This window comes from Variovorax beijingensis, from assembly GCF_003951285.1.
In the GTDB taxonomy this organism is placed as follows: Bacteria; Pseudomonadota; Gammaproteobacteria; order Burkholderiales; family Burkholderiaceae_C; genus Variovorax; species Variovorax beijingensis.
This window is the reverse complement of sequence record NZ_RXFQ01000009.1, coordinates 85,483-105,884: the sequence shown is the minus strand read 5'-3', so window position 1 is coordinate 105,884 and position 20,402 is coordinate 85,483. Positions and strand designations below refer to the sequence as shown.

18 protein-coding genes and 2 tRNA genes are annotated in these 20,402 nt (G+C 66.5%); 12 read left to right on the top strand and 8 right to left on the bottom strand.

The features are described from left to right. Positions 1–9: 9 nt before the first annotated feature. From EJO66_RS33000 to EJO66_RS17330, 6 genes are all read right to left on the bottom strand, one after another. The gene (locus EJO66_RS33000) at positions 10–660 is read right to left on the bottom strand and encodes a hypothetical protein (protein ID WP_240648595.1); all 651 of its coding nucleotides are present in this window, start codon (positions 658–660) and stop codon (positions 10–12) included. 1,040 nt (positions 661–1,700) lie between these two features. Then, positions 1,701–1,777, bottom strand: a tRNA-Arg gene (locus EJO66_RS17350). Positions 1,778–1,845: 68 nt separating this feature from the next. Beyond that, on the bottom strand, positions 1,846–2,094 hold the full coding sequence (locus tag EJO66_RS17345) for a hypothetical protein (RefSeq protein ID WP_124957723.1): 249 nt from the start codon (positions 2,092–2,094) through the stop codon (positions 1,846–1,848). 133 nt (positions 2,095–2,227) lie between these two features. Next, positions 2,228–2,304: transfer RNA gene (locus EJO66_RS17340), tRNA-Pro, on the bottom strand. 35 nt (positions 2,305–2,339) lie between these two features. Continuing rightward, complete coding sequence (locus EJO66_RS17335; protein ID WP_125965682.1) at positions 2,340–3,044, bottom strand: glutathione binding-like protein; 705 nt, start codon at positions 3,042–3,044, stop codon at positions 2,340–2,342. Positions 3,045–3,146: 102 nt separating this feature from the next. Continuing rightward, positions 3,147–4,826 (bottom strand): FAD-dependent oxidoreductase, encoded by a 1,680-nt coding sequence (locus tag EJO66_RS17330; protein ID WP_185738278.1) that lies wholly within the window; start codon positions 4,824–4,826, stop codon positions 3,147–3,149. Between the two features lie 144 nt (positions 4,827–4,970). On the opposite strand from EJO66_RS17330, the gene EJO66_RS17325 reads away from it, so the two are divergent. The 5 genes from EJO66_RS17325 (at position 4,971) to EJO66_RS17305 (ending at position 10,614) form a co-directional block, all read left to right on the top strand. After that, positions 4,971–5,831 carry a GNAT family N-acetyltransferase gene (locus EJO66_RS17325; protein WP_124957726.1) on the top strand — a complete coding sequence of 287 codons (861 nt, stop codon included), beginning with the start codon at positions 4,971–4,973 and terminating at the stop codon, positions 5,829–5,831. After that, positions 5,828–8,146 carry a polyphosphate kinase 1 gene (gene ppk1, locus EJO66_RS17320; RefSeq protein ID WP_124957727.1) on the top strand — a complete coding sequence of 773 codons (2,319 nt, stop codon included), beginning with the start codon at positions 5,828–5,830 and terminating at the stop codon, positions 8,144–8,146. The genes EJO66_RS17325 and ppk1 overlap by 4 nt, the downstream gene beginning before the upstream one ends. 19 nt (positions 8,147–8,165) lie before the next feature. Next, positions 8,166–8,627 carry a SixA phosphatase family protein gene (locus EJO66_RS17315; RefSeq protein ID WP_018906136.1) on the top strand — a complete coding sequence of 154 codons (462 nt, stop codon included), beginning with the start codon at positions 8,166–8,168 and terminating at the stop codon, positions 8,625–8,627. 142 nt (positions 8,628–8,769) lie between these two features. Then, entirely contained in the window at positions 8,770–9,552 is a 783-nt protein-coding gene (locus EJO66_RS17310; RefSeq protein WP_124957728.1) for a hypothetical protein, read from the top strand. A gap of 210 nt (positions 9,553–9,762) precedes the next feature. Continuing rightward, complete coding sequence (locus EJO66_RS17305; protein WP_124957729.1) at positions 9,763–10,614, top strand: hypothetical protein; 852 nt, start codon at positions 9,763–9,765, stop codon at positions 10,612–10,614. Positions 10,615–10,639: 25 nt separating this feature from the next. Here the strand turns inward: EJO66_RS17305 and EJO66_RS17300 are convergent, their stop codons facing one another. Then, positions 10,640–12,160: a Ppx/GppA phosphatase family protein gene (locus tag EJO66_RS17300; protein ID WP_124957730.1), complete on the bottom strand. Its 1,521-nt coding sequence runs from the start codon at positions 12,158–12,160 to the stop codon at positions 10,640–10,642. A 254-nt stretch (positions 12,161–12,414) separates the two neighbouring features. On the opposite strand from EJO66_RS17300, the gene pstS reads away from it, so the two are divergent. The 7 genes from pstS to phoR are packed head-to-tail and all read left to right on the top strand — an operon-like array spanning position 12,415 to position 19,068. Next, a complete protein-coding gene (gene pstS / locus EJO66_RS17295; RefSeq protein ID WP_124957731.1) occupies positions 12,415–13,452 on the top strand; it encodes a phosphate ABC transporter substrate-binding protein PstS in 1,038 nt (345 codons plus the stop codon). Between the two features lie 31 nt (positions 13,453–13,483). Beyond that, entirely contained in the window at positions 13,484–14,563 is a 1,080-nt protein-coding gene (gene pstC / locus EJO66_RS17290) for a phosphate ABC transporter permease subunit PstC (RefSeq protein WP_124957732.1), read from the top strand. Beyond that, complete coding sequence (gene pstA / locus EJO66_RS17285) at positions 14,560–15,444, top strand: phosphate ABC transporter permease PstA (RefSeq protein ID WP_124957733.1); 885 nt, start codon at positions 14,560–14,562, stop codon at positions 15,442–15,444. The genes pstC and pstA overlap by 4 nt, the downstream gene beginning before the upstream one ends. Positions 15,445–15,464: 20 nt before the next feature. After that, positions 15,465–16,244 carry a phosphate ABC transporter ATP-binding protein PstB gene (gene pstB, locus EJO66_RS17280; protein ID WP_021007056.1) on the top strand — a complete coding sequence of 260 codons (780 nt, stop codon included), beginning with the start codon at positions 15,465–15,467 and terminating at the stop codon, positions 16,242–16,244. Between the two features lie 16 nt (positions 16,245–16,260). Beyond that, positions 16,261–16,962 (top strand): phosphate signaling complex protein PhoU, encoded by a 702-nt coding sequence (gene phoU, locus EJO66_RS17275; RefSeq protein WP_047783561.1) that lies wholly within the window; start codon positions 16,261–16,263, stop codon positions 16,960–16,962. A 31-nt stretch (positions 16,963–16,993) separates the two neighbouring features. Then, a complete protein-coding gene (gene phoB / locus EJO66_RS17270) occupies positions 16,994–17,686 on the top strand; it encodes a phosphate regulon transcriptional regulator PhoB (protein WP_021007058.1) in 693 nt (230 codons plus the stop codon). A 44-nt stretch (positions 17,687–17,730) separates the two neighbouring features. Then, a complete protein-coding gene (gene phoR, locus EJO66_RS17265) occupies positions 17,731–19,068 on the top strand; it encodes a phosphate regulon sensor histidine kinase PhoR (protein ID WP_124957734.1) in 1,338 nt (445 codons plus the stop codon). Here the strand turns inward: phoR and EJO66_RS17260 are convergent. After that, the gene (locus EJO66_RS17260; protein ID WP_124957735.1) at positions 19,057–20,400 is read right to left on the bottom strand and encodes an MATE family efflux transporter; all 1,344 of its coding nucleotides are present in this window, start codon (positions 20,398–20,400) and stop codon (positions 19,057–19,059) included. The two genes, phoR and EJO66_RS17260, sit on opposite strands and share 12 nt — an antisense overlap. Positions 20,401–20,402: the final 2 nt, after the last annotated feature.

Sequence of the window (20,402 nt, the reverse complement as noted above, 5' to 3'; positions counted from 1 at the left end):
GCCAGACGATCAACCGGCCGGATCGTGCCGGCAAGGAAGTACGAAGGCGACCGAAGGCAGATCAGGGTGCGGCCCGTCGCCCGATCCGAAGTAGCGCGCGGCAGCGCGTCCCAGGTTCGTGACCTCGTGCACCGTTGCAGAGGGCGCCGCCGCGCCTTGCGGCGGCGAGAACACCACCCTGATGTATCCGGCATCCCGCAGGTCCTTGAGCCGGTCTATTTCAGACGGACTGTAGAACCGCATTGGCAGCCGCGTCATGAGGATCTGCTTGAAAAGCGCATGCGCCACGTTACGTCTCCCGGCCTGAGGGTGATGGGGGTGACAAGGGCGCGCATCGTCCCGCGTGCCGGTCCGGTTCGGAAGATACCCCGGTCGATGCTGCCTATCGATTCCACGTTCGGCATAGGCCTTGGGGTGCGGATGGCGGTGAGCCGGCGCTCGAAGGCGGCCTTCTTCCTGGCGGGATTTGGGTGGGCTGGCGTTCTCCCGGGCCGGCGCCACGGCGCCGCTTGCAGGAACGTTGCCCGGTCCTTTCGATGGATCGGTGATGCCGTAGAAGAAAAGCACCGCCACGACGATGACCGCAATGACGGCCAGCAGGATCCACATCAGGCGGCGGCCGATGTCGCCTTGCTTGTGCTGCTCTTGTTGGGTTGCCATCAACCCAGCGTGAACCTGCAAGGCGCCGGTGCCATATCGTTTTGGCGCCTCTTGCTGACGGTGGATTTCCTACGCTGGCTGGCGTCGGCCCGGGCCGGCAGCTTCACGTTCAGTTGCTGAGCCACAAAGCAAGCAGCGCGAGCAAATAGACAAGAACCAAGAAGCAATTTCCGGGTAGCTGGCTGCGTTCCATGTGCGTTCTCCAGTGAGGTGGACAACCGGCGCCGCTTGTTTGCCTGTCCTGGCGCAAGGCGTTTCGCCGTGAAGTCACTGTAGAAAAAGCGCCGCACGCGCGCGTGAGCGGTACGCACCTTTTCCGGGGAGACAAATGTCCTCACTGGCGCTGCACACGAGAGGTACTCGATGAGGGCCACCACAGTCAGAAGTGATAGGGGCTCAGAGACGGCGAGGTGCTGCTTTTCAAGGCGCTGCGCCTCAACTCAGCCATGGCAACACTTTCCGGCCATGCGCGCGTGTTTGTGCACCGCCTTATCCACTGCAACGGTGGAGAATTCGCCCTCTGTCACGGGTGGATCAGAGGGCGTTAGTGAGAAAAGTTTTACACATTTGGTATTACATATGGGTAATAACTAACTCGCGATGCAAGCCGAGAGGACGGCCAAGCTGTTTCCCCGTCGCGCAGGACTCCGCTGCCCCCTTTGCTGAGATGCGCTGTCTGCGGTGATTGTCGAAGCCCTGCGGCGCAGCGTCCCCGCGGGGATCGTCCATATCGCCTGATCGAGGTCGAGGGTCCGATCAGCGCATTTGCCGGATGTTGCCGGGCCGCTGAAAGAGGAGGGCAGAGAGGCGCAGCCGCAGCTCGTCCGCAGAGCAGAGAGTCTTCTTGCAGGCGGTGTCGGTGAGCACGGGGGAACAATTTCGGCGACGGAGGTCGAAACTGTACTTGTTCCCCCGATTGTTCCCCCGAATTTGATGAATCTCAACGGTTCATCATGATTCTTTGTGAAGCAAAGAATGCACTTCTACAGAGGGAAAATGGGTGATCGCGGTTCTTTGTGGGTCTTCGCGGAACACTAAATTGGCCTGCCCGGAGGGGATCGAACCCCCGACAACCTGCTTAGAAGGCAGGTGCTCTATCCAACTGAGCTACGGGCAGATTCCGGGCCGGACGGAGCCCCGGATTCTACCCACATCCACCCTGGAGCCCGGGGTGCCGGAGGGCGATCAGATCTGGACGAAATTGCCGACCGGCTCGAAGTTCTCGACGGCCCATGCGCGGAGCAGATCGAGCGTCTGCGCTTCCGAGGGCCCGTAGGTCTGGTGCTGGGCCAGCGGCGTGGAATTGATCTCTTCCGTGGCGCGCAAGGGGCGGCGGCGGGGCATCCAGTACAGGGTGGCGGTGTGGGAGACGAGGTCCTGCGTGACCTGGACCAGCCCGGTCTGGTTGCCAATCTTGAGTTCGTAGTAGGACACGGCCAACCCCGGTCAGTGATGATGTTGAATTCGACTGTACGCGAGGAATTCACCGCCGGGATTGTTTTTGGCGCGGGCTGAAAAACAAGATGCCTGCAACAACGTGAGTCATTGCAGGCATTCGTATTTTTCTTGGTCGGGGCGAAAGGATTCGAACCTTCGACCCTCTGGTCCCAAACCAGATGCGCTACCAGGCTGCGCTACACCCCGACAAGCCTTCTATTCTAGCCCGAATAACTGCGCTCTCAGCGCTTCTCGTATTGGGTCTTGCCGAAAAGGATCTCGCGCTCCTTGTCGCCGGTGATCGGCTGGCGCAGGTCGGCCAGCACTTTCACGCCGCGCTGCACGGCGGGGCGCGCGGCAATGCCGTCGAACCAGGCCTTCAGGTTCGGATAGTCGGTGAGCGTGATGCCCTGGTTTTCCCAACTGCGCAGCCATGGGAAGATCGCAATGTCGGCAATCGAATAGGTCTTGCCGGCAATGAATTCGTTCTTCGACAGCTGCTTGTCGATCACGCCGTAGAGGCGCTTGGCTTCGTTGCTGTAGCGCTCGATGGCGTAGCCGATCTTTTCAGGGGCGTACATGCGGAAGTGATGCGCCTGGCCGAGCATGGGGCCGACGCCGCCCATCTGGAACATGAGCCACTGCAGGACGTCGTAGCGCTCGCGGTCGGTCTTGGGCAGCAGTTGGCCGGTCTTGCCGGCCAGGTAGACGAGGATGGCGCCCGATTCGAACAGCGAGATCGGCTTGCCGTCCGGGCCGTCGGGATCGGTGATGGCGGGAATCTTGTTGTTGGGGCTGATCTGCAGGAACTCGGGAGCGAACTGGTCACCCTTGCCGATGTTGATCGGACGGGCGTTGTACGGCAGGCCGCACTCCTCCAGCATGATGTGAATCTTGTGGCCGTTGGGCGTGGGCCAGGAATAGACCTCGATGGGCGATGCAGGCATGTCGCGGGCTCCGGTGTTGAGGGTTGGTCGTGATGCGAGGCAGGCAGCATATACGCGGCCATCCGCGCGCGTGCAGCGCCGGGAATTACGGACGCAGCACGCTCACGCAACGGCGGAGCTGGACGACAGGTGCTGGTGGATCAGCGCGACCACGGCGGCGCCTTCGCCGATGGCGCCGCCCACGCGCTTGACCGAACCCGAACGCACGTCGCCTACGGCAAAGACGCCCTGCACGCTGGATTCCAGCGCGGTGGAGGGCCGTGCCGGAAAGCCGCTGCTGGCCGCACCGCCCGTCAGCACGAAGCCATGCTTGTCGACCGAGACGCCGCAGCCGTCGAGCCAACTGGTCTCGGGCTCGGCGCCCACGAAGAGGAAGATGTTGCGCGCGTTGCAGTCATGCTCGTTGCCCGTGGTCTGGCAGCGCCAGGTCGCACCCGTCAGGCCCTCGCCGGAGTCGCCGATGAGCTTCACCAGTTGCGTATGGGGATGCAGTTCGATGTTGGGCGTGGCCTCGATGCGGTCGATCAGGTAGCGCGACATGCTGGCCGCGAGCGACGGGCCGCGCACCAGCACGTTGACCTTGGCCGCATGCCGCGACAGGAACACCGCGGCCTGTCCGGCCGAATTGCCGCCGCCGACCAGCGCAACCTCCTGCTGCGCGCAGAGCTTGGCCTCGATGGCCGAGGCCCAGTACCAGATGCCGCGGCCCTCGAACTCGGACAGCCGCGGCACGTCGGGCCGCCGGTAGCGTGCGCCGCTTGCAATCACCACCGTGCGCGCATGGATGGCGCGGCCGTCGGCCAGCGCGATGCGCAGGGCCCCCATGGGGTTGTCGCGCGAGCAGTCCAGAGACATCACCTTGGCCGGGATCAGCATTTCCACGCCGAACTTCTGAGCCTGCACGAAAGCCCGGCCCGCGAGCGCCTGCCCCGAGATGCCGGTGGGAAAGCCCAGGTAGTTCTCGATGCGCGCACTCGCGCCGGCCTGCCCGCCGAAGGCGCGGCAGTCGAGCACGATCACGCGCAGTCCCTCGGAGGCCGCATACACCGCGGTCGCGAGGCCGGCCGGACCGGCCCCGACCACCGCCACGTCGAACAGTTCGTTGTGCTCCGCGGTGTCGACCATGCCCAGGCAGCGGGCCAGCGCGTCTTCGGCGGGGTTGACCAGCACCGAACCGTCGGGGCACACGGCCAGCAGCTTGCAGGTGCCGTACTGCTCGAGCAGCGCGGCGGCGCCGGGGTCTTCGGCCGCATCGACCAGGTGGTAGGGATGCCCGTTGCGCCGCAGGAAGTTTTCCAGGCGCGCCATGTCGGGCGACTCCGGCCGGCCGATCAGCACCGGCCCGCTGGCGCCGGATTCGATCAGCGCCACGCGCCGCAGGATCAGCGCGCGGGTGATGCGCTCGCCAAGATCGGCTTCCGCGACCAGCAGTGCGCGCAGCTGCGCGGGCGGCACGATCAGCGCTTCCACCTCTTCCTCGGCATGGCCGTCGACCAGGGCAGGGCGGCCGCTCAGCTGGCCGACTTCGGCAAGGAACTCGCCCGGGCCCTGGCGCACGATGGGCACCACGTGCCCGAGCCCGTCGCGCTGCGTGACCGCCACCACGCCCTTGAGCAGGACGAACATGCCGGGGCTGGTTTCCCCGGCGGTGAACAGCCGCTCCCCGCGGGCGAAGCGCTGCACGGTTCCGAAGTGCGCGATGCGCGCGATTTCGGTATCGCTCAGGACGGGAAAGGTCTGGTGAAGGCGGTTGTCGAAATTGCTGCTTGCGGCTGTGGCCATTGAGAAAACTCCATGTCGCGGACCCACCGCATTAGACATCCAGGCAGCCCTAAAACACGCGGTAACACCGTCATGCAAATGCAATGGCGCTGACATACCCGTTTCACCGCGGGTGCAGAGACTCCCTCAGCAGAAAGGGTCCCCATGAAAGAACTGCCCAACCCGACGTTCCCGCTGTCGCAGCTCGGGCTGCGCGCCGCCCTGTGGCCCGCCCCTGCAGCCACGCCCGCGTCGGTGCCCGCTGCCGTGCTGGTGCCGCCGGTCATCGTCGATGCCAGGCAAGGCATCACCGTGAGCTGGGCCCGCCACCTGGACGACGTGCGCGCCGCGCAGCGCCTGCGCCACGAGGTGTTCGTCGGCGAAATGGGCGCCCGCGTGAGCACGCCGCTGGCCGGCCACGACATCGACCTGTTCGACGACTTCTGCGAGCATCTGCTGGTGCGCGAGGAACGGACCCAGCAGGTGATCGGCACCTACCGCGTGCTCACGCCGGCCCAGGCCCGGCGCGTGGGCAGCACCTACAGCGACACCGAGTTCGACCTGACCCGGCTGCGCGACCTGCGTGAGCGCATGGTCGAACTGGGCCGCAGCTGCGTGCATCCCGACCACCGGCAGGGCGGCGTGATCCTCGCGCTGTGGGGTGCCCTTGCGGGCTTCATGCACCGCAACAAGCTCGACACCATGATCGGCTGCGCGAGCATTCCGATGTCGCACAACGGCGTGACCAGTGGCGATGCGGCGGCCAGCATCTGGCGGCAGCTGTCGGCCAGCCACATGGCGCCGATCCAGTACCAGGTGCAGCCGCGCCTGCCGCTGCCGGTGGAGCGGCTCGACGGCGCGCTCGACGTCGAGCCGCCCGCGCTCATCAAGGGCTACCTGCGCCTGGGTGCCAAGGTGCTGGGCGCTCCGGCCTGGGACCCGGACTTCAACACGGCAGACCTGCCGATGCTGATGCGCATCGACGACCTGCCGCCGCGCTACCGCAAGCACTTTCTCGGCGCATGAAGCCGGCGGCCGCCCGGCCCGGTGCCGGGCCGTCCGCCTCTTCGCCCGGCACGGGGCTGCCCACGGGCGGTCCGCAGGCGTCACACAGTGGTCACGAAAACGTCACAAACGAGGGCGACACTGTCATATTTCAGCCTACATGTGCTCCCGTGCCGCTTGCTCCAGAATCAGTGCCCATGCAACCTGCTCCCGCTGACCGCACGCCCGCGGCCGCGGCAACGGCCCTCACGCTGCTCGACCGCGACCACAGCATCCTGTCCTTCAACGAGCGCGTGCTCGACTGGGCCCGCAGGCCCGAAGTGCCGCTGATCGAGCGCCTTCGCTATCTTTGCATCGTTTCATCGAACCTCGACGAATTCTTCGAAGTCCGTGCCGCACCGCATCTGATTGCCAGCAGCGCCGGCGACCAGAAGGGCGCCTACACGATCGAATCGTTCGAGCGGCTGGCGGAGGCTGCCCACACGCTGGTGGCGCGCCAGTACGCGCTCTACAACGACGAGCTGATGCCGACCTTCGCAAAGCACGGCATCCACATCATTTCGCACGGCGAACGCAATCCGGCGCAGCGCAAATGGGTCAGCGAATATTTCGAGCGCGAAGTGCGCCCGCTGCTGATCCCGGTCGGGCTGGACCCGGCGCACCCGTTTCCGCAGGTGGCCAACAAGTCGCTCAACTTCATCGTGCGGCTGGGCGGCAAGGACGCCTTCGGGCGCGAGAACCCGATCCAGATCGTGAAGGTGCCGCGCGTGCTGCCGCGTGTGATCCGCATGCCGGCCAAGGTGTCGGACGGCAAGACGCTGTTCGTGGCGCTGTCGAGCGTGGTGCGTGCCCATCTTTCGAGCATGTTCCCGGGGCGCGAGGTGGGCGATTTCTCGCAGTTCCGCGTCACGCGGCATTCCGACCTGGCGGTCGACGAGGAAGACGTCAAGAACCTGCGCACCGCATTGCGCCAGGGGCTGCAGCACCGGCACTACGGTCAGGCCGTGCGGCTCGAGGTGTCGGCCAGCTGCGCGGAGTCGCTCGCGAGCTTCCTGCTCGCGCAATTCAACCTGCCGCAGCAGGCGCTCTACCGCGTGCATGGCCCCGTCAACCTGGCCCGGCTGACCCAGCTGATCGATCTGCTGGAGGAGCCGCAGCTGCTGTTTCCGCCGTACTCGGCCTCCTACCCGGTCACGCTGTCGCCGGCGCAGTCGTTCTTCGAGCGGCTGCAGCACGGCGACGTGCTGATCCACCAGCCCTTCGAGAGCTTCGACGGCGTGCTCGCGTTCCTGCGCGAGGCCGTGCAAGACCCGCAGGTGCTGGCCATCAAGCAGACCATCTACCGCACGGGCACCGATTCGGAACTGATGGACCTGCTGCGCGAAGCCGTGCGCCGCGGCAAGGAAGTGACGGTGGTGGTGGAGCTCAAGGCCCGCTTCGATGAAGAGGCCAACATCAACTGGGCCGAAATGCTCGAGTCGATCGGCGCGCAGGTGGTGTATGGCGTGGTGGGCCTGAAGACGCACGCCAAGATGCTGCTGGTGACGCGCCGCGAGGGCAAGCAGATGCGCCGCTACGGCCATCTCTCCACCGGCAACTACAACCCGCGCACCGCCAGGCTCTACACCGACATCAGCCATCTGACGGCCGATCCGCTGCTCACGGCCGACATGGAAGCCGTGTTCGTGCACCTGGCAAGCCAGAGCCGGCTGCCCAAGCTCAACCGCATGTGGCTGGCACCATTCGACCTGCACAAGAACCTCGTCGCACAGATCGACGCGCTGGGCCTGGCCGCCGCCACCGGCGAGCCGACTCGCATCGTCGCCAAGATGAATGCGCTGACCGACGACGCACTGGTGGCCGCGCTGATGCGCGCCGGCCAGAACGGCGTGAAGATCGATCTCATCGTGCGCGGCGCCTGCACGCTGCCCGCGCAGGTGCCGGGGCTGACCGACAACATCCGCGTGCGCTCGGTGATCGGGCGTTTTCTCGAGCACTCGCGTGTCTTCTACTTCCGCAATGGCGAGGACGAGTCGCTCTACCTGTCGAGCGCCGACTGGATGAACCGCAACATGATGCGGCGCATCGAGCTGGCCTGGCCGGTGACCGACCCCGGCCTTCGCCAGCGCCTGATCGACGAATGCCTGGTCGCCTACCTGCACGACGGACGCGACGCCTGGGACCTGGGCGGCGACGGCATCTACACGCGCGTCGACCACGACACCCACTCCGGCGAGGCGGGCGCGTCACCCATCGTCGAGGCGCACGGGGCACAGGCCGCACTCATGAACCGGTATGCATCGCGAGGCCATCACCCCGATGCACCCAGCAACTGACGATCGAAAGACGACAACCATGGACTTGATCTTCTGGCGCCATGCCGAAGCCGAGGACTGGACCGAGGGCTGCGACGACCTGCAGCGTTCCCTGACCGCGCGCGGCGAGAAGCAGGCCAAGCGCATGGCAAGCTGGCTCGACCGGCAGTTGCCGGATGGCACGCGCATCATCTGCAGCCCTGCGCGGCGCTGCGAGCAGACCGCGCTTGCGCTCGGCCGCAAATACAAGCTGCGCGCCGAACTCGCCCCCGACACCACGGCCGAGGCCATGCTGGCCGCGGCCGGCTGGCCCAACGGCAAGTCGGTGGTGCTGATGGTCGGGCACCAGCCCTCGGTGGGGCAGGCGATCTCGCTGCTTCTCGGCCTGAAGCAGGACAGCTGCCCGGTGCGCAAGGGTTCGCTCTGGTGGATCCGCACGCGCGAACGCGATGGCGACGTGCAGACGGTGGTGGTGACGGTGCAGTCGCCCGAACTCCTCTGAGGGGCGATCCGCGGGCTGAAAATTTGCCCGAATCTGTAAACTAATTGACGAATTGGGTGGGGCGCGGCAGTGCCATGTAGGCACAATGATTGCGAGAGATGCATTTGGACACATATTGCATCTTTAACTTACAGCCACCCCCATGAAGACACTTGTTTCGCTGCTGATCCTTGCAGCTCTGCTGGCCGGCTGCGCCACGAGCACGCCCGAACCCGCGCCGCAGGTTCGCCACGAGGCGACGCGGTCGATCACGAAGATCGAACTCGTCTACAACGAGCAGGACCAGCTGTCCGTGATGGATGGCGGCGGCTCCGCGATCATGGGCTGGGCCGGGATTTTCGGGCCGGTCGGCACGCTGCTGGCCCTTGGCGTCGAGGTCGGCACCCGGGTGACGCTGGCCAGCCGCATCGAGCGGCGCAGCAAGGAGTTCACGGCCGCCGTGAAAAGCAGCGGCGCGATGCCGCTCAACCGGCAGTTCGCGGAGCAGCTGGCGGCGCGTCTGCGGACCGGCGGCCGCGAAGTGAAGCTGACACCCGCCGCGCGCATGGACGGCGAGCTCGCCCAGATGCAGGCCCCTGGGTTCGAACCCACCCCGGGCTACAGCACGTTGCTCGTGCGGGTCACCACGACCTACGGAGCGCCCGACATGACGTCGAGCTTCAAGCCCTTCGTGGCGATCGAACAGTCGCTGCAGGACGAGCAGCAGGCCGTTCTCCACCAGACCACCCACACCTCCGACCTGGAGGAGCCGGCCTACCTGGCATACGACGGCCTGCTGCAGGACACGGCCAGGGCCCAGGACGGCCTGCGGCAAGGCCTTGCCCGGATCGTCCAGCCTGCCTATGCCGGCATGTTCGGCGAAGACGGGCCGCCGCGCGTCGGCAGTTCGGAAACCACCCGGACCGCCAGCCTCCACGCCAGGTGAAACGGACCGGCTAGCCGCATCCGGGGCCGGCGGGCAGGCGCTTTGTCATGGCCGCGGACAGAGGTGGCGGGGCGCTTGTCTCCCTGGAGAAAGTGCGCACCGCCCATGTGCGCACGCGGCGCGATTCCTACAGTGACTCCACGGCAACACGCCTTGGCCCGATGAGGGAAAAGAAGTGGCGCCGATCAGCCACACCACTGGGGAACACGCATGAAACTGCTCAACCCGCTGCCAAGAAGCTTCATGGACCTGCTGCGCCTGGACGCGGGCATGTCGTTGCAGAAGCTGATGTCCCTGCTCGCCGCCACCGCCCTCCTGGCGGGGTGTGCGGCCGATGCGTCCAAACCCACGCTGCAGGCGCGCCAGGACGCCACCCGGTCGGCCGCGAAGGTCGAGCTCATCTACAACGAGGAAGACCAGCTGATCGTCACGGATGGCGGCGGTTCGGGGCTGACGGGCTTTGCCGGGCTTCTCCTGGGGCCCATCGGCGCGCTGGTGGCCCTCACCATCGACACCAACAGCCGGATGACCATGGCTGCCCGGACCGACCAGCGCAGCAAGGAATTCACGGCCGCGGTGAGGAACAGCGGCACGACCATGGCGCTCAACAGGCAGTTCGCGGAGCAGTTGGCGGCGCGCCTGCGGGAGAGCGGCCGCGAAGTGAAGCTGACGCCCTTCATGCGTGCCACCGGAGCGGCCAGCGAGATGAAGGTGCCGGAGCTCCAGCCCACGCCCGGCTACAGCACCTTGATCCTGCGGATCACCACGGCGTACGGCGCAGCCGATGCGACATCGAGCTTCAAGCCCTTCATTTCGGTGGAGCAACTGCTCAGGGACGAGCGGCAGTCCGTCGTGCACCAGACGGCCCATACCGCCGACGTGAGCGAGCCCACCTATTTCAGCTATGAGGGCCTGCTCAAGGACACCGCGGTGGCCCACGAGGGGCTGAAGCAGGGGCTGGACCGGGTTGTGCAGCCTGCCTACGCCGGCATGTTCGGAGGCGACCAGCCGCGCGCGGTTCCAGCGGAAACCACCCGCACCGCCGGCCTCGACGCGAAGTAAGGCGAAGTGGGCGAAGTGGGGCGGCTCAGGCCCCGCTGAGCTCCACGCGCCAGCTGCTGGTCTTCTGCCAGGCCAGCACTTCCTCGCGCAGCAGGTGCGCGGACTGCGGATAGGCTTCGGCCCAGTCGGGCGCGCAGGCGATCGTGAAGGCCCTGGCGCCCAGCGCCGCAAGGTGCAGCGCCCGCGGATCGGGATCGCGGCGCGCATGGCACAGGATCACCGCCAGGCGCAGCGACAACAGCTGCATCACGAAGGTCTCGTCCTCGAGCGCGGCGTCGAGCTTGCGCAGCTTTCCGCGCTGGCCCAGCACCAGCTGGCCGAGTGCGTGCAGTTCGTTGACGGCAAAGCCGGGGGCGTCGGTGTTGTCGAGGATGTAGGCGCCGTGCTTGTGATAGTCGCTGTGCGAGACCAGCGTGCCGATCTCGTGCAGCTGGGCCGCCCAACCGAGCTTGCGCAGCGCCCGCCCGGGACGACTGCCGGGGCTGCCGCCGCGCGCTGCGGGAGTGAGCTGCACGAACAGGGCCGCCGCGGTTTCGCCCACCCGCCTGGCCTGCGCCGCATCGACCGCGAACCGGCTCGCCAGCCGCGCCACGGTGGCCGTGCGCATGTCGGCCACGCTCTCGTCGCGCTCCAGCAGTTCATAGAGCACGCCGTGGCGGAGTGCACCCTGGGCCACTCTCATTTCCTCGATGTCGAGCAGGTCGAACACCGCGCGCAGCACGCTCACGCCGCCGCCGATGACCGGCTTGCGGTCTTCGCGCATGCCGTCGATGCGCAGCTTGTCGGTGCTGCCGGCCTTCAGGAGGCGGTCGACCAGCCAGTCGAGGCCGTCGCGGGTGATGAGCCCCGGCTCGCCGCCCGCCGCGGCCAGCACGTCGCCCACGGCGCCGATGGTGCCGGAGGCGCCGTAGGCCACGTCCCACTGGTCGCGGGTGTAGCTGGACAGCGCGTCGTCGAGCACCGCCTTGGCGGCCACCTCGGCGGCGCGGAATGCGCTCTGGGTGAAGAGGCCTTCCGCAAAATGCTTCATCGACCAGGCGACACTGCCCACCCGGTACGACTCCATCAGCTCGGCGTCGAGCGCGCGGCCGATGATCATTTCGGTGGAGCGGCCGCCGATGTCCACCACCAGGCGGCGCTCGCGGTCGGAGGCGTCGGTGTGCGGCAGCATGTGCGACACGCCCTGGTAGATGAGGCGGGCTTCCTCCCGGCCCGGGATCACGTCGATGCCGAAGCCCAGGATGGTGCGCGCGCGCAGCAGGAATTCTTCGCGGTTGCGTGCCTCGCGCAGTGTCTGGGTGGCGACGGCGCGCACCTGCGAGCGCTTGAAACCGGCCAGCCGTTCGCCAAAACGGGCAAGCGCATCCCAGCCCCGCTGCATGGCCTCGGCCGTGAGGTTGCGGGCGCTGTCCAGGCCGTTGCCCTGGCGCACCGTTTCCTTCAGGTACTCGGTGCGGTGGATCTGGCCGTGGTCGACCTGTCCGATTTCGAGCCTGAAGCTGTTCGAGCCGAGATCGACGGCGGCGAGGCGGGTGCCGTTTTGCATGTAGTTGTCGTGGAAGAAGGCGGGTGTCTTCGATCGTAGCGCCGTGGCGGGCGCGCGGCCTTCCGAATCGCCGGTGGCGAGGCTCGCAAGGCTAGGCGCGGCGAATGACGGTTGTGTGACAGCGTCACACGAACCGCAGGGGAAAGAGCGGCATTTTCCCTCGACAGCGGGGTGTCACACCGATGTCACACAAGCTTTCTAGAGTCCGTTCCAAGCCCGAAAGGGACTACTTCTTACTTCTAAAGGAAGCCTCCATGAAAACGACTTTCAAGTTTGCAGCTGCCGGCCTCGTGGCCGCGGCCTTTGCCCATGTTCCCGCCTTCGCACAAGATGTGACCGGCGCTGGTGCCAGCTTCCCGGCGCCGCTGTACGCCAAGTGGGCCTCCGATTTCAACAAGGCCACAGGCGTCAAGATCAACTACCAGTCGGTCGGCTCGGGCGCCGGCCTCAAGCAGATCGAAGCCAAGACGGTCGATTTCGGCGCTTCCGATGCGCCCCTGAAGGACGAAGAACTCCAGGCCAAGGGCCTGATGCAATTCCCCACCGTCATCGGCGGCGTGATTCCCGTGGTGAACATCCCCGGCATCAAGCCCGGCGAGCTGAAGCTCAACGGTCAGGTCCTGGGCGACATCTACCTGGGCAAGATCACCAAGTGGAACGACCCCGCCATCAAGGCGCTGAACGGCTCGCTGGCCCTGCCTGACGCCGCCATTGCACCGGTGCGCCGCGCCGACGGCTCGGGCACCAGCTTTCTGTTCACCAACTACCTGAGCAAGGTCAACGCCGAGTGGAAGACCAAGGTCGGCGAAGGCACGGCCGTGAACTGGCCCACCGGCGCGGGCGGCAAGGGCAACGAAGGCGTCGCAGCGTTCGTGAGCCGCCTGCCCAACTCGATCGGCTACGTCGAGTACGCCTACGTCAAGCAGAACAAGATGACCTACGCCCAGCTGCAGAACGCGGCCGGCAACTTCGTCTCGCCCGAAGACACGGCCTTCAAGGCTGCTGCCGCCGCCGCCGACTGGAACAAGAGCTTCTACCAAGTGCTGACCAACCAGGCCGACAAGGGCGCATGGCCCATCACCGGCGCGACCTTCATCCTGATGCACAAGGTGCAGGACAAACCCGCCAACGCGACCACCGTGCTCAAGTTCTTCGACTGGGCCTACAAGGGCGGCGACAAGACGGCCGACGAGCTCGACTACGTGCCGATGCCCGACAGCGTGAAGGCCACGATCGCCAAGGCATGGGGTGAAGTCAAGGACGCATCGGGCAAGCCGGTCGCGTTCAAGTAAGCAACCCCATCAAGCCCAGGACGGCGCACCCATGAGCAGCACTTCGCTCGAGGATGCGCCGCTTTCGTCATTGCCGGAGCGACCCGTGTCATCCACCTATCCTGCCTCCGCATCCACGCTCGACCTCGCGGCCGAACGCGGCCGCGCCACCGCACCACCGCCCGCCAAGGCACCGCGTTCGGGCCCCATGGCCGACCGCCTGTTCGGCTGGGCCGCCAAGGGCGCCGCGTTGCTGACGCTCGCGATGCTGATCGGCATCCTGCTGTCGCTGATTGCCGGCGCATGGCCCGCCATCTCGAAGTACGGTCTCGGCTTTCTGACCAGCAGCGTCTGGGATCCGGTGCAGAACGAGTACGGCGGCCTGGTCATGATCTACGGTACGCTGGCCACCTCGATCATCGCGCTGGTGATCGCGGTGCCGGTGAGCTTCGGCATTGCGCTGTTCCTGACCGAACTTTCGCCCAACTGGCTCAAGCGCCCGCTGGGCACGGCCATCGAACTGCTCGCCGCCGTGCCGTCGATCGTGTACGGCATGTGGGGCCTGCTGGTGTTCGGGCCGATTCTTTCCACCTGGGTGCAGCAGCCGCTGCAGAAGCTGCTTGCCGGCGTGCCGTACCTTGGTGCGCTGGTGTCCGGCCCGCCCGTGGGCATCGGCATTCTCTCGGCCGGCATCATCCTCGCGATCATGATCATTCCGTTCATCGCCTCGGTGATGCGCGATGTGTTCGAAGTGACGCCGCCGCTGCTCAAGGAGTCGGCCTACGGCCTTGGCTCCACCACCTGGGAAGTGGTGTCGAAGGTCGTGCTGCCCTACACCAAGGCCGGCGTGATCGGCGGCATCATGCTCGGCCTCGGCCGGGCGCTGGGCGAGACGATGGCGGTCACTTTCGTGATCGGCAACATGAACCAGCTCAATTCGCTTTCCGTGTTCGAGGCGGCCAACAGCATCACCTCCGCACTCGCCAACGAATTCGCTGAAGCCGGCGCAGGCCTGCACCAGGCCGCGCTGATGTACCTCGGCCTGGTGCTGTTCTTCATCACCTTCGTCGTGCTGACGCTCTCGAAGGTGCTGCTGGCCCAGATGAAGAAGAGCGAAGGGACCAAGTCATGAGTACGGCACAAAACCTGCTGAGCGCCAAGGCGCTCGCCGAGACGCGCCAGGCCAAGTTTGCCGCGCGCAACCGCGTCAACAAGATCGCGCTCACGCTGTCGCTCGCGGCGATGGTGTTCGGCGTGTTCTGGCTCGTCTGGATCCTGTGGGAGACGCTGCGCCTGGGCCTGGGCGGCCTGGCGCTCGCCACCTTCACCGAGATGACGCCGCCGCCGAACGAGGCGGGCGGCATCGCCAACGCGATCTTCGGTTCGTTCGTGATGGTGGCGCTGGCCACCTTCGTGGGCACGCCGATCGGCATCATGGCCGGCATCTACCTGGCGGAGTACAACCCCAAGGGCTGGCTGTCGTCGGTGACGCGCTTCGTCAACGACATCCTGCTGTCGGCGCCGTCGATCGTGATCGGCCTGTTCGTCTATGCCGTGGTGGTGGCGTACTTCAAGACCTTCTCGGGCCTGGCGGGTGCGCTGTCGCTCGCGCTGATCGTGATCCCGGTGGTCATCCGCACCACCGAGAACATGCTGCAGCTGGTGCCGCCGGGGCTGCGCGAGGCGGCCTATGCGCTCGGCACGCCGAAGTGGAAGGTCATCCTGAGCATCACGCTGCGCGCCGCGCGCGCCGGCGTGGTCACGGGTGTGCTGCTGGCCGTGGCGCGCATCGCGGGCGAAACCGCGCCGCTGCTCTTCACCGCGCTCAACAACCAGTTCTGGACCGCCGACATCAGCCAGCCGATGGCCAGCCTGCCGGTGACGATCTTCAAGTTCGCGATGAGCCCGTACGAAAACTGGCAGCAGCTGGCCTGGGCCGGCGTGTTCCTGATCACCGTGGCCGTGCTTGCCCTCAACATCCTGGCGCGGGTCCTCACGCGCAACAAACTCTGATTCAAGAAGAAGTAGCAACCATGCCAAACACCGTCGCACAACCGTCGCGCTCGAAGATCTCGGTCAAGGACCTGAACTTCTACTATGGCAAGTTCCATGCGCTCAAGGGCATCAACCTCGAGATTCCCGAGAACAAGGTGACGGCCTTCATCGGCCCGTCGGGCTGCGGCAAGTCGACCCTGCTGCGCACCTTCAACCGCATGTTCGAGCTCTACCCGGAGCAGCGCGCCGAGGGCACCATCGCCCTGGACGGCGAGAACCTGCTCACGTCCAAGCAGGACGTGGCGCTGATCCGCGCCAAGGTCGGCATGGTGTTCCAGAAGCCCACGCCGTTCCCGATGTCGATCTACGACAACATCGCCTTCGGCGTGAAGCTGTTCGAGAATCTGAGCGCGAGCGAAATGGACGACCGCGTGGAATGGGCGCTCAAGAAGGCGGCGCTGTGGACCGAAGTGCGCGACAAGCTGCAGCAAAGCGGCTCGGGCCTCTCCGGCGGCCAGCAGCAGCGCCTGTGCATCGCACGCGGCATTGCCATCAAGCCCGAAGTGCTGCTGCTCGACGAACCCTGCTCCGCGCTCGACCCGATTTCGACCGCGAAGATCGAAGAGTTGATCGCCGAGCTGAAAAACGAGTACACCGTGGTCATCGTGACGCACAACATGCAGCAGGCTGCACGGTGCAGCGACTACACCGCCTACATGTACCTGGGCGACCTGATCGAATTCGGCGCGACGGAACAGATGTTCTTCAAGCCGCAGCGCAAGGAGACCGAGGACTACATTACCGGCCGTTTCGGCTGATGCCAAGGAGGCACACATGACTGAAAAACATCTCTCCAGCCAGTTCGACAGCGAACTCAACGGCGTTTCGTCGCGCGTGATGGAGCTCGGCGGCATGGTCGAGGCGCAGATCCACCAGGCGGTCTACGCGCTGCTGCAGTTCGACCCCGAGGCTGCCGACCGCGTGATGGAAACCGAGACGCGCGTCAACGCCATGGAGATCGAGATCGACCGCGAGTTGTCGTCGATCATCGCGCGGCGCCAGCCGACCGCGCGCGACCTGCGCCTCCTGATCGCCATCTCCAAGACCACGGCCAACCTGGAGCGCGTGGGCGACGAGGCCAACAAGATCGCGCGCATGGTCAAGTCGATCATCGAGAGCGGCTCGGCCCGCGCACTGCCCTCGAACGAGCTGCGCATCGCGGCCGACCTGGCCTCGGGCCTGCTGCGCACCGCGCTGGACGCGTTCGCGCGGCTGGACACGGCCGCGGCGCTGTCGATCCTGAAGGACGACGACCTGATCGACAAGGAGTTCGACGGCTTCGTGCGCAAGCTGGTCACCTACATGATGGAAGACCCGCGCACGATCTCGGCCAGCCTCGACCTGCTGTTCCTGGCCAAGGCCATCGAACGCATCGGCGACCACGCCAAGAACATCGCCGAATTCATCATCTACATCGTCAAGGGCGCCGATGTGCGGCACACTTCGATGCAAGAGATCGAATCGGCGCTGCAGTAACAGAGAGCGAGCGCAAGTCTCCCAAGAAAGCATGAAGAAACCCCGAGTCCTGATCGTCGAAGACGAGTCCTCGATCGCCGAGTTGATTGCCGTCAACCTGCGCCACAACGGCTTCGAGCCGATCTGGTCGGAAGACGGCGCGGCGGCGCAACGCGAGATCGACGCCTTCCTGCCGGACCTGATCCTGCTCGACTGGATGCTGCCCGGACAGAGCGGCCTGCAGCTCGCGCGCCAGTGGCGCAAGGACCCGCGCACCAAGGCCGTTCCTATCCTGATGCTCACCGCGCGCGGGGACGAGCCCGACAAGGTGGCCGGCCTCGATGCGGGCGCCGACGACTACATCACCAAGCCGTTCTCGACGCAGGAAATGCTCGCGCGCATCCGCGCCGTGCTGCGCCGCCGCGCGCCCGAGGTGGTGACCGAACGTGTGGAGATCGGCGAGCTCGCGCTCGACACCGCCACGCACCGCGTCACCTGGCAGGGCAATGCGCTCAAGGTGGGACCGACCGAGTTCAAGCTGCTGGCCTATCTGATGCAGCACGCCGAGCGCGTGCACAGCCGGGCGCAATTGCTCGACAAGGTCTGGGGCGACCACGTCTACATCGAGGAACGCACGGTCGACGTGCACGTCAAGCGCCTGCGCGAATCGCTGGGCGCCGCCTCGCCGATGGTCGAGACGGTGCGCGGCGCGGGTTATCGCCTGACGGCCCAAGTCACGGTTTGAGTCCCGCTGCTTTCACGGGCCGCGGGCGCGGATAATCGCCCGCCATGCCTTTCCGTATTGCTACATTTCTAATAGCGTCCCTCGTAACAGGAGCGGGCGCTGCAGCCATTTTTGGCTGGAGGTTCGGATGGCTGGGCGCCTGGCTGGGCGCGGTGCTGTGGCTCGCGCTCGATGCGTGGCGGGCCGAGCGGCTGCTGCAGGTGCTGCGCAACAACGCGGCGGGCCTGCCGACCCGCGGTGCCGGCGTGTGGGGCGAGCTCTCGGAGCGCATCCGCAAGCTGCTGCGCGACCGCGAGCAGCAGACCCGGCAGGCCGAGGACCGCCTGCAGGAATTCCTGGCCGCCATCCAGGCGTCTCCCAACGGCGTGATCCTGCTCGACGAGCAGGGCCGCATCGAGTGGTGCAACCAGACGGCGGCCAGCCAGTTCGGCATCGATGCCGAGCGGGATCTGCTGCAGCATCTTGCGAACCTGGTCCGCGATCCCGCCTTCGTGGCCTACCTGGCCTCGTGGAACTACAGCCGCGATGTGGTCATCGATGCCTCCGGCCCGGGACAGGGACACCAGCGCAGCCATCCGGTGCGCCTGTCGGTGCAGGTGCATCCCTATGCGGGCAACCGCCGCATGCTGCTGACGCGCGACATCACGGCGGTCGAACAGGCGGAAGCCATGCGGCGCGACTTCGTCGCCAACGTGTCGCACGAGATCCGGACGCCGCTCACCGTGCTGGCGGGCTTCGTGGAGACCCTGCAGAACCTGCCGCTCGATGCGGACGAGCGCGCGCGCTATCTCTCGCTCATGAGCCAGCAGTCGCACCGCATGGAAACCCTGGTCAACGACCTGCTGACGCTCTCACGCCTCGAGGGCAGCGCGGCGCCATCGGGCAACCAGTGGATCCGCATCCGTGCGCTGCTCGCCCAGTGCGAAGACGAGGGACGGGGACTGTCTGGCCGGCTCGCGCCGCAGGGCCACCGCCTTTCCTTCACGATCGAGGCCGAATCCGAGATTTCGGGCGCACCGACCGAACTGCAAAGCGCCATGTCGAACCTGCTGAGCAACGCCATCCGCTACACGCCTGGCGGCGGCGAGGTGGCGGTGAGCTGGCGGCTGCTGCCCGATGGGCGCGGCGAATACGCAGTGCGCGACACCGGCCCCGGCATTGCCGCCGAGCACATTCCGCGCTTGACCGAGCGCTTCTATCGCATCGATCGCAGCCGCTCCCGCGAAACCGGCGGCACCGGCCTGGGCCTGGCCATCGTGAAGCACATCGCGCAGCGTCATGGCGCCGAATTGCGGATCCAGAGCACGGTGGGCAAGGGCTCGCGTTTCGCGCTGGTGTTCCCCGCAACCCGCGTGCGGGAAGCGCGGCTGCTAGTGAAGTGAGCGGCGCATCGTCCAGCGCAGCAGCGCGCCGAACAGCAGGGCCGTGACCGCCAGCGCGCCCGCGCTCATGAGCCAGAACGCCAGCGGCGACTGCATTGCGGGCCACGGCCCCAGGCCGCGATAGGCCAGCAAGTAGCTGCCGCCGAGGCCGAAGCCCCAGAGCAACGTGCAATAGACGACCAACGGCACCAGCGTGACGCGGTAGCTGCGCAGCACGAACACGCACAGCGTCTGCAGCGCATCGGCAAAGTGATAGGCCGCCACCACCAGCAGCAGCGCCGCGGCCAGCGCGATGACGGCCGGGTTGTCGGAATACACGTGCGCCAGCCTGAAGCGCAGCGCCACCATGGCACCCGCGAAGAACAGTGCGCAAAGGGCGGTGAGTTCGAAGCCCATGCGGCAGGCGCGGCGGGCCTTGGCGGCCTTTCCGGCGCCGAGCCAGAAGCTCACGCGCGCGCTGGTGGCAATGGCCAGCGAGAGCGGCACCATGTAGGCCACCGCCAGCAGGTTCGAGGCGATCTGGTGCGCGGCGGCTGCGGCCGTGCCCAGGCGCGCAATGAACAGCGCCATCAAGGTGAATGAGGTCACTTCCACCAGCACGGCCAGGCCGCCGGGGATGCCCAGGCTCGCGAACTGGCGGATCTGGCGCCAGTCGGGCGCTTCGATGCGTTCCCAGAGCCGGTAGTCGCGGTAGAAGGTGCTGCTGCGCAGCAGCCACACGGCGCAGGCCAACATGGCCCAGTTCACGCACAGCGTGGCCCAGGCGCAGCCCACCAGGCCCATGGCCGGCAGGCCCGCGCCGCCGAATGCAAACCAGATCGACAGCGGCAGCTTCACGCACAGCGAGCCCAGCTGGAGCCAGGTCACGACCTGCGGCTTGCCCAGGCTCTGGTTCAGGGTGCTGAACAGGCGGAACAGCAGGGCCGGCGGCAATGCGAAGGCCAGCACCGCCAGGTAGGTTTCCACTTCGCCGCGCATCGCGGGCGGCACCTGGGTCCAGCGCAGCACCGCGCCCGGCAGCAGCAGCACCGCCATGCCGATCGCGATGGTGATGGCGCTCAGGTAGAGCGACTGCCGCACGGAGCGGCCGACTTCGCTTCTCCGGTCTGCGCCGTGCAGCTCCGCCCAGACCGGCAGCAGCGCCTGCAGCACGCCCATCAGCGAGACGAACACGCTGATGAAGACGGCCGCACCCACCGACAGCGCGGCGAGCGCATTCTCGGAATAGCGGCCGGCCACGATGGTGTCGGTCACGCCGAACGCCATCACGGCCAGCTGGCCCACCAGCACCGTGCCGGCGTGCCGCGCGATCAGGCCTCGTTCGCCGCTCACGT

Bases quoted from the DNA above. Each gene is read 5' to 3' on its own strand.
- pstB (WP_021007056.1), top strand. From the start codon at position 15,465: ATGCCAAACACCGTCGCACAACCGTCGCGCTCGAAGATCTCGGTCAAG.
- EJO66_RS17300 (WP_124957730.1), bottom strand. From the start codon at position 12,160: ATGCAAAACGGCACCCGCCTCGCCGCCGTCGATCTCGGCTCGAACAGC.
- EJO66_RS17305 (WP_124957729.1), top strand. From the start codon at position 9,763: ATGAAACTGCTCAACCCGCTGCCAAGAAGCTTCATGGACCTGCTGCGC.
- EJO66_RS17335 (WP_125965682.1), bottom strand. From the start codon at position 3,044: ATGCCTGCATCGCCCATCGAGGTCTATTCCTGGCCCACGCCCAACGGC.
- pstA (WP_124957733.1), top strand. From the start codon at position 14,560: ATGAGTACGGCACAAAACCTGCTGAGCGCCAAGGCGCTCGCCGAGACG.
- phoR (WP_124957734.1), top strand. From the start codon at position 17,731: ATGCCTTTCCGTATTGCTACATTTCTAATAGCGTCCCTCGTAACAGGA.
- EJO66_RS33000 (WP_240648595.1), bottom strand. From the start codon at position 660: ATGGCAACCCAACAAGAGCAGCACAAGCAAGGCGACATCGGCCGCCGC.
- EJO66_RS17325 (WP_124957726.1), top strand. From the start codon at position 4,971: ATGAAAGAACTGCCCAACCCGACGTTCCCGCTGTCGCAGCTCGGGCTG.
- ppk1 (WP_124957727.1), top strand. From the start codon at position 5,828: ATGAAGCCGGCGGCCGCCCGGCCCGGTGCCGGGCCGTCCGCCTCTTCG.
- phoB (WP_021007058.1), top strand. From the start codon at position 16,994: ATGAAGAAACCCCGAGTCCTGATCGTCGAAGACGAGTCCTCGATCGCC.
- pstC (WP_124957732.1), top strand. From the start codon at position 13,484: ATGAGCAGCACTTCGCTCGAGGATGCGCCGCTTTCGTCATTGCCGGAG.
- EJO66_RS17330 (WP_185738278.1), bottom strand. From the start codon at position 4,826: ATGGCCACAGCCGCAAGCAGCAATTTCGACAACCGCCTTCACCAGACC.
- EJO66_RS17310 (WP_124957728.1), top strand. From the start codon at position 8,770: ATGAAGACACTTGTTTCGCTGCTGATCCTTGCAGCTCTGCTGGCCGGC.
- EJO66_RS17315 (WP_018906136.1), top strand. From the start codon at position 8,166: ATGGACTTGATCTTCTGGCGCCATGCCGAAGCCGAGGACTGGACCGAG.
- phoU (WP_047783561.1), top strand. From the start codon at position 16,261: ATGACTGAAAAACATCTCTCCAGCCAGTTCGACAGCGAACTCAACGGC.
- pstS (WP_124957731.1), top strand. From the start codon at position 12,415: ATGAAAACGACTTTCAAGTTTGCAGCTGCCGGCCTCGTGGCCGCGGCC.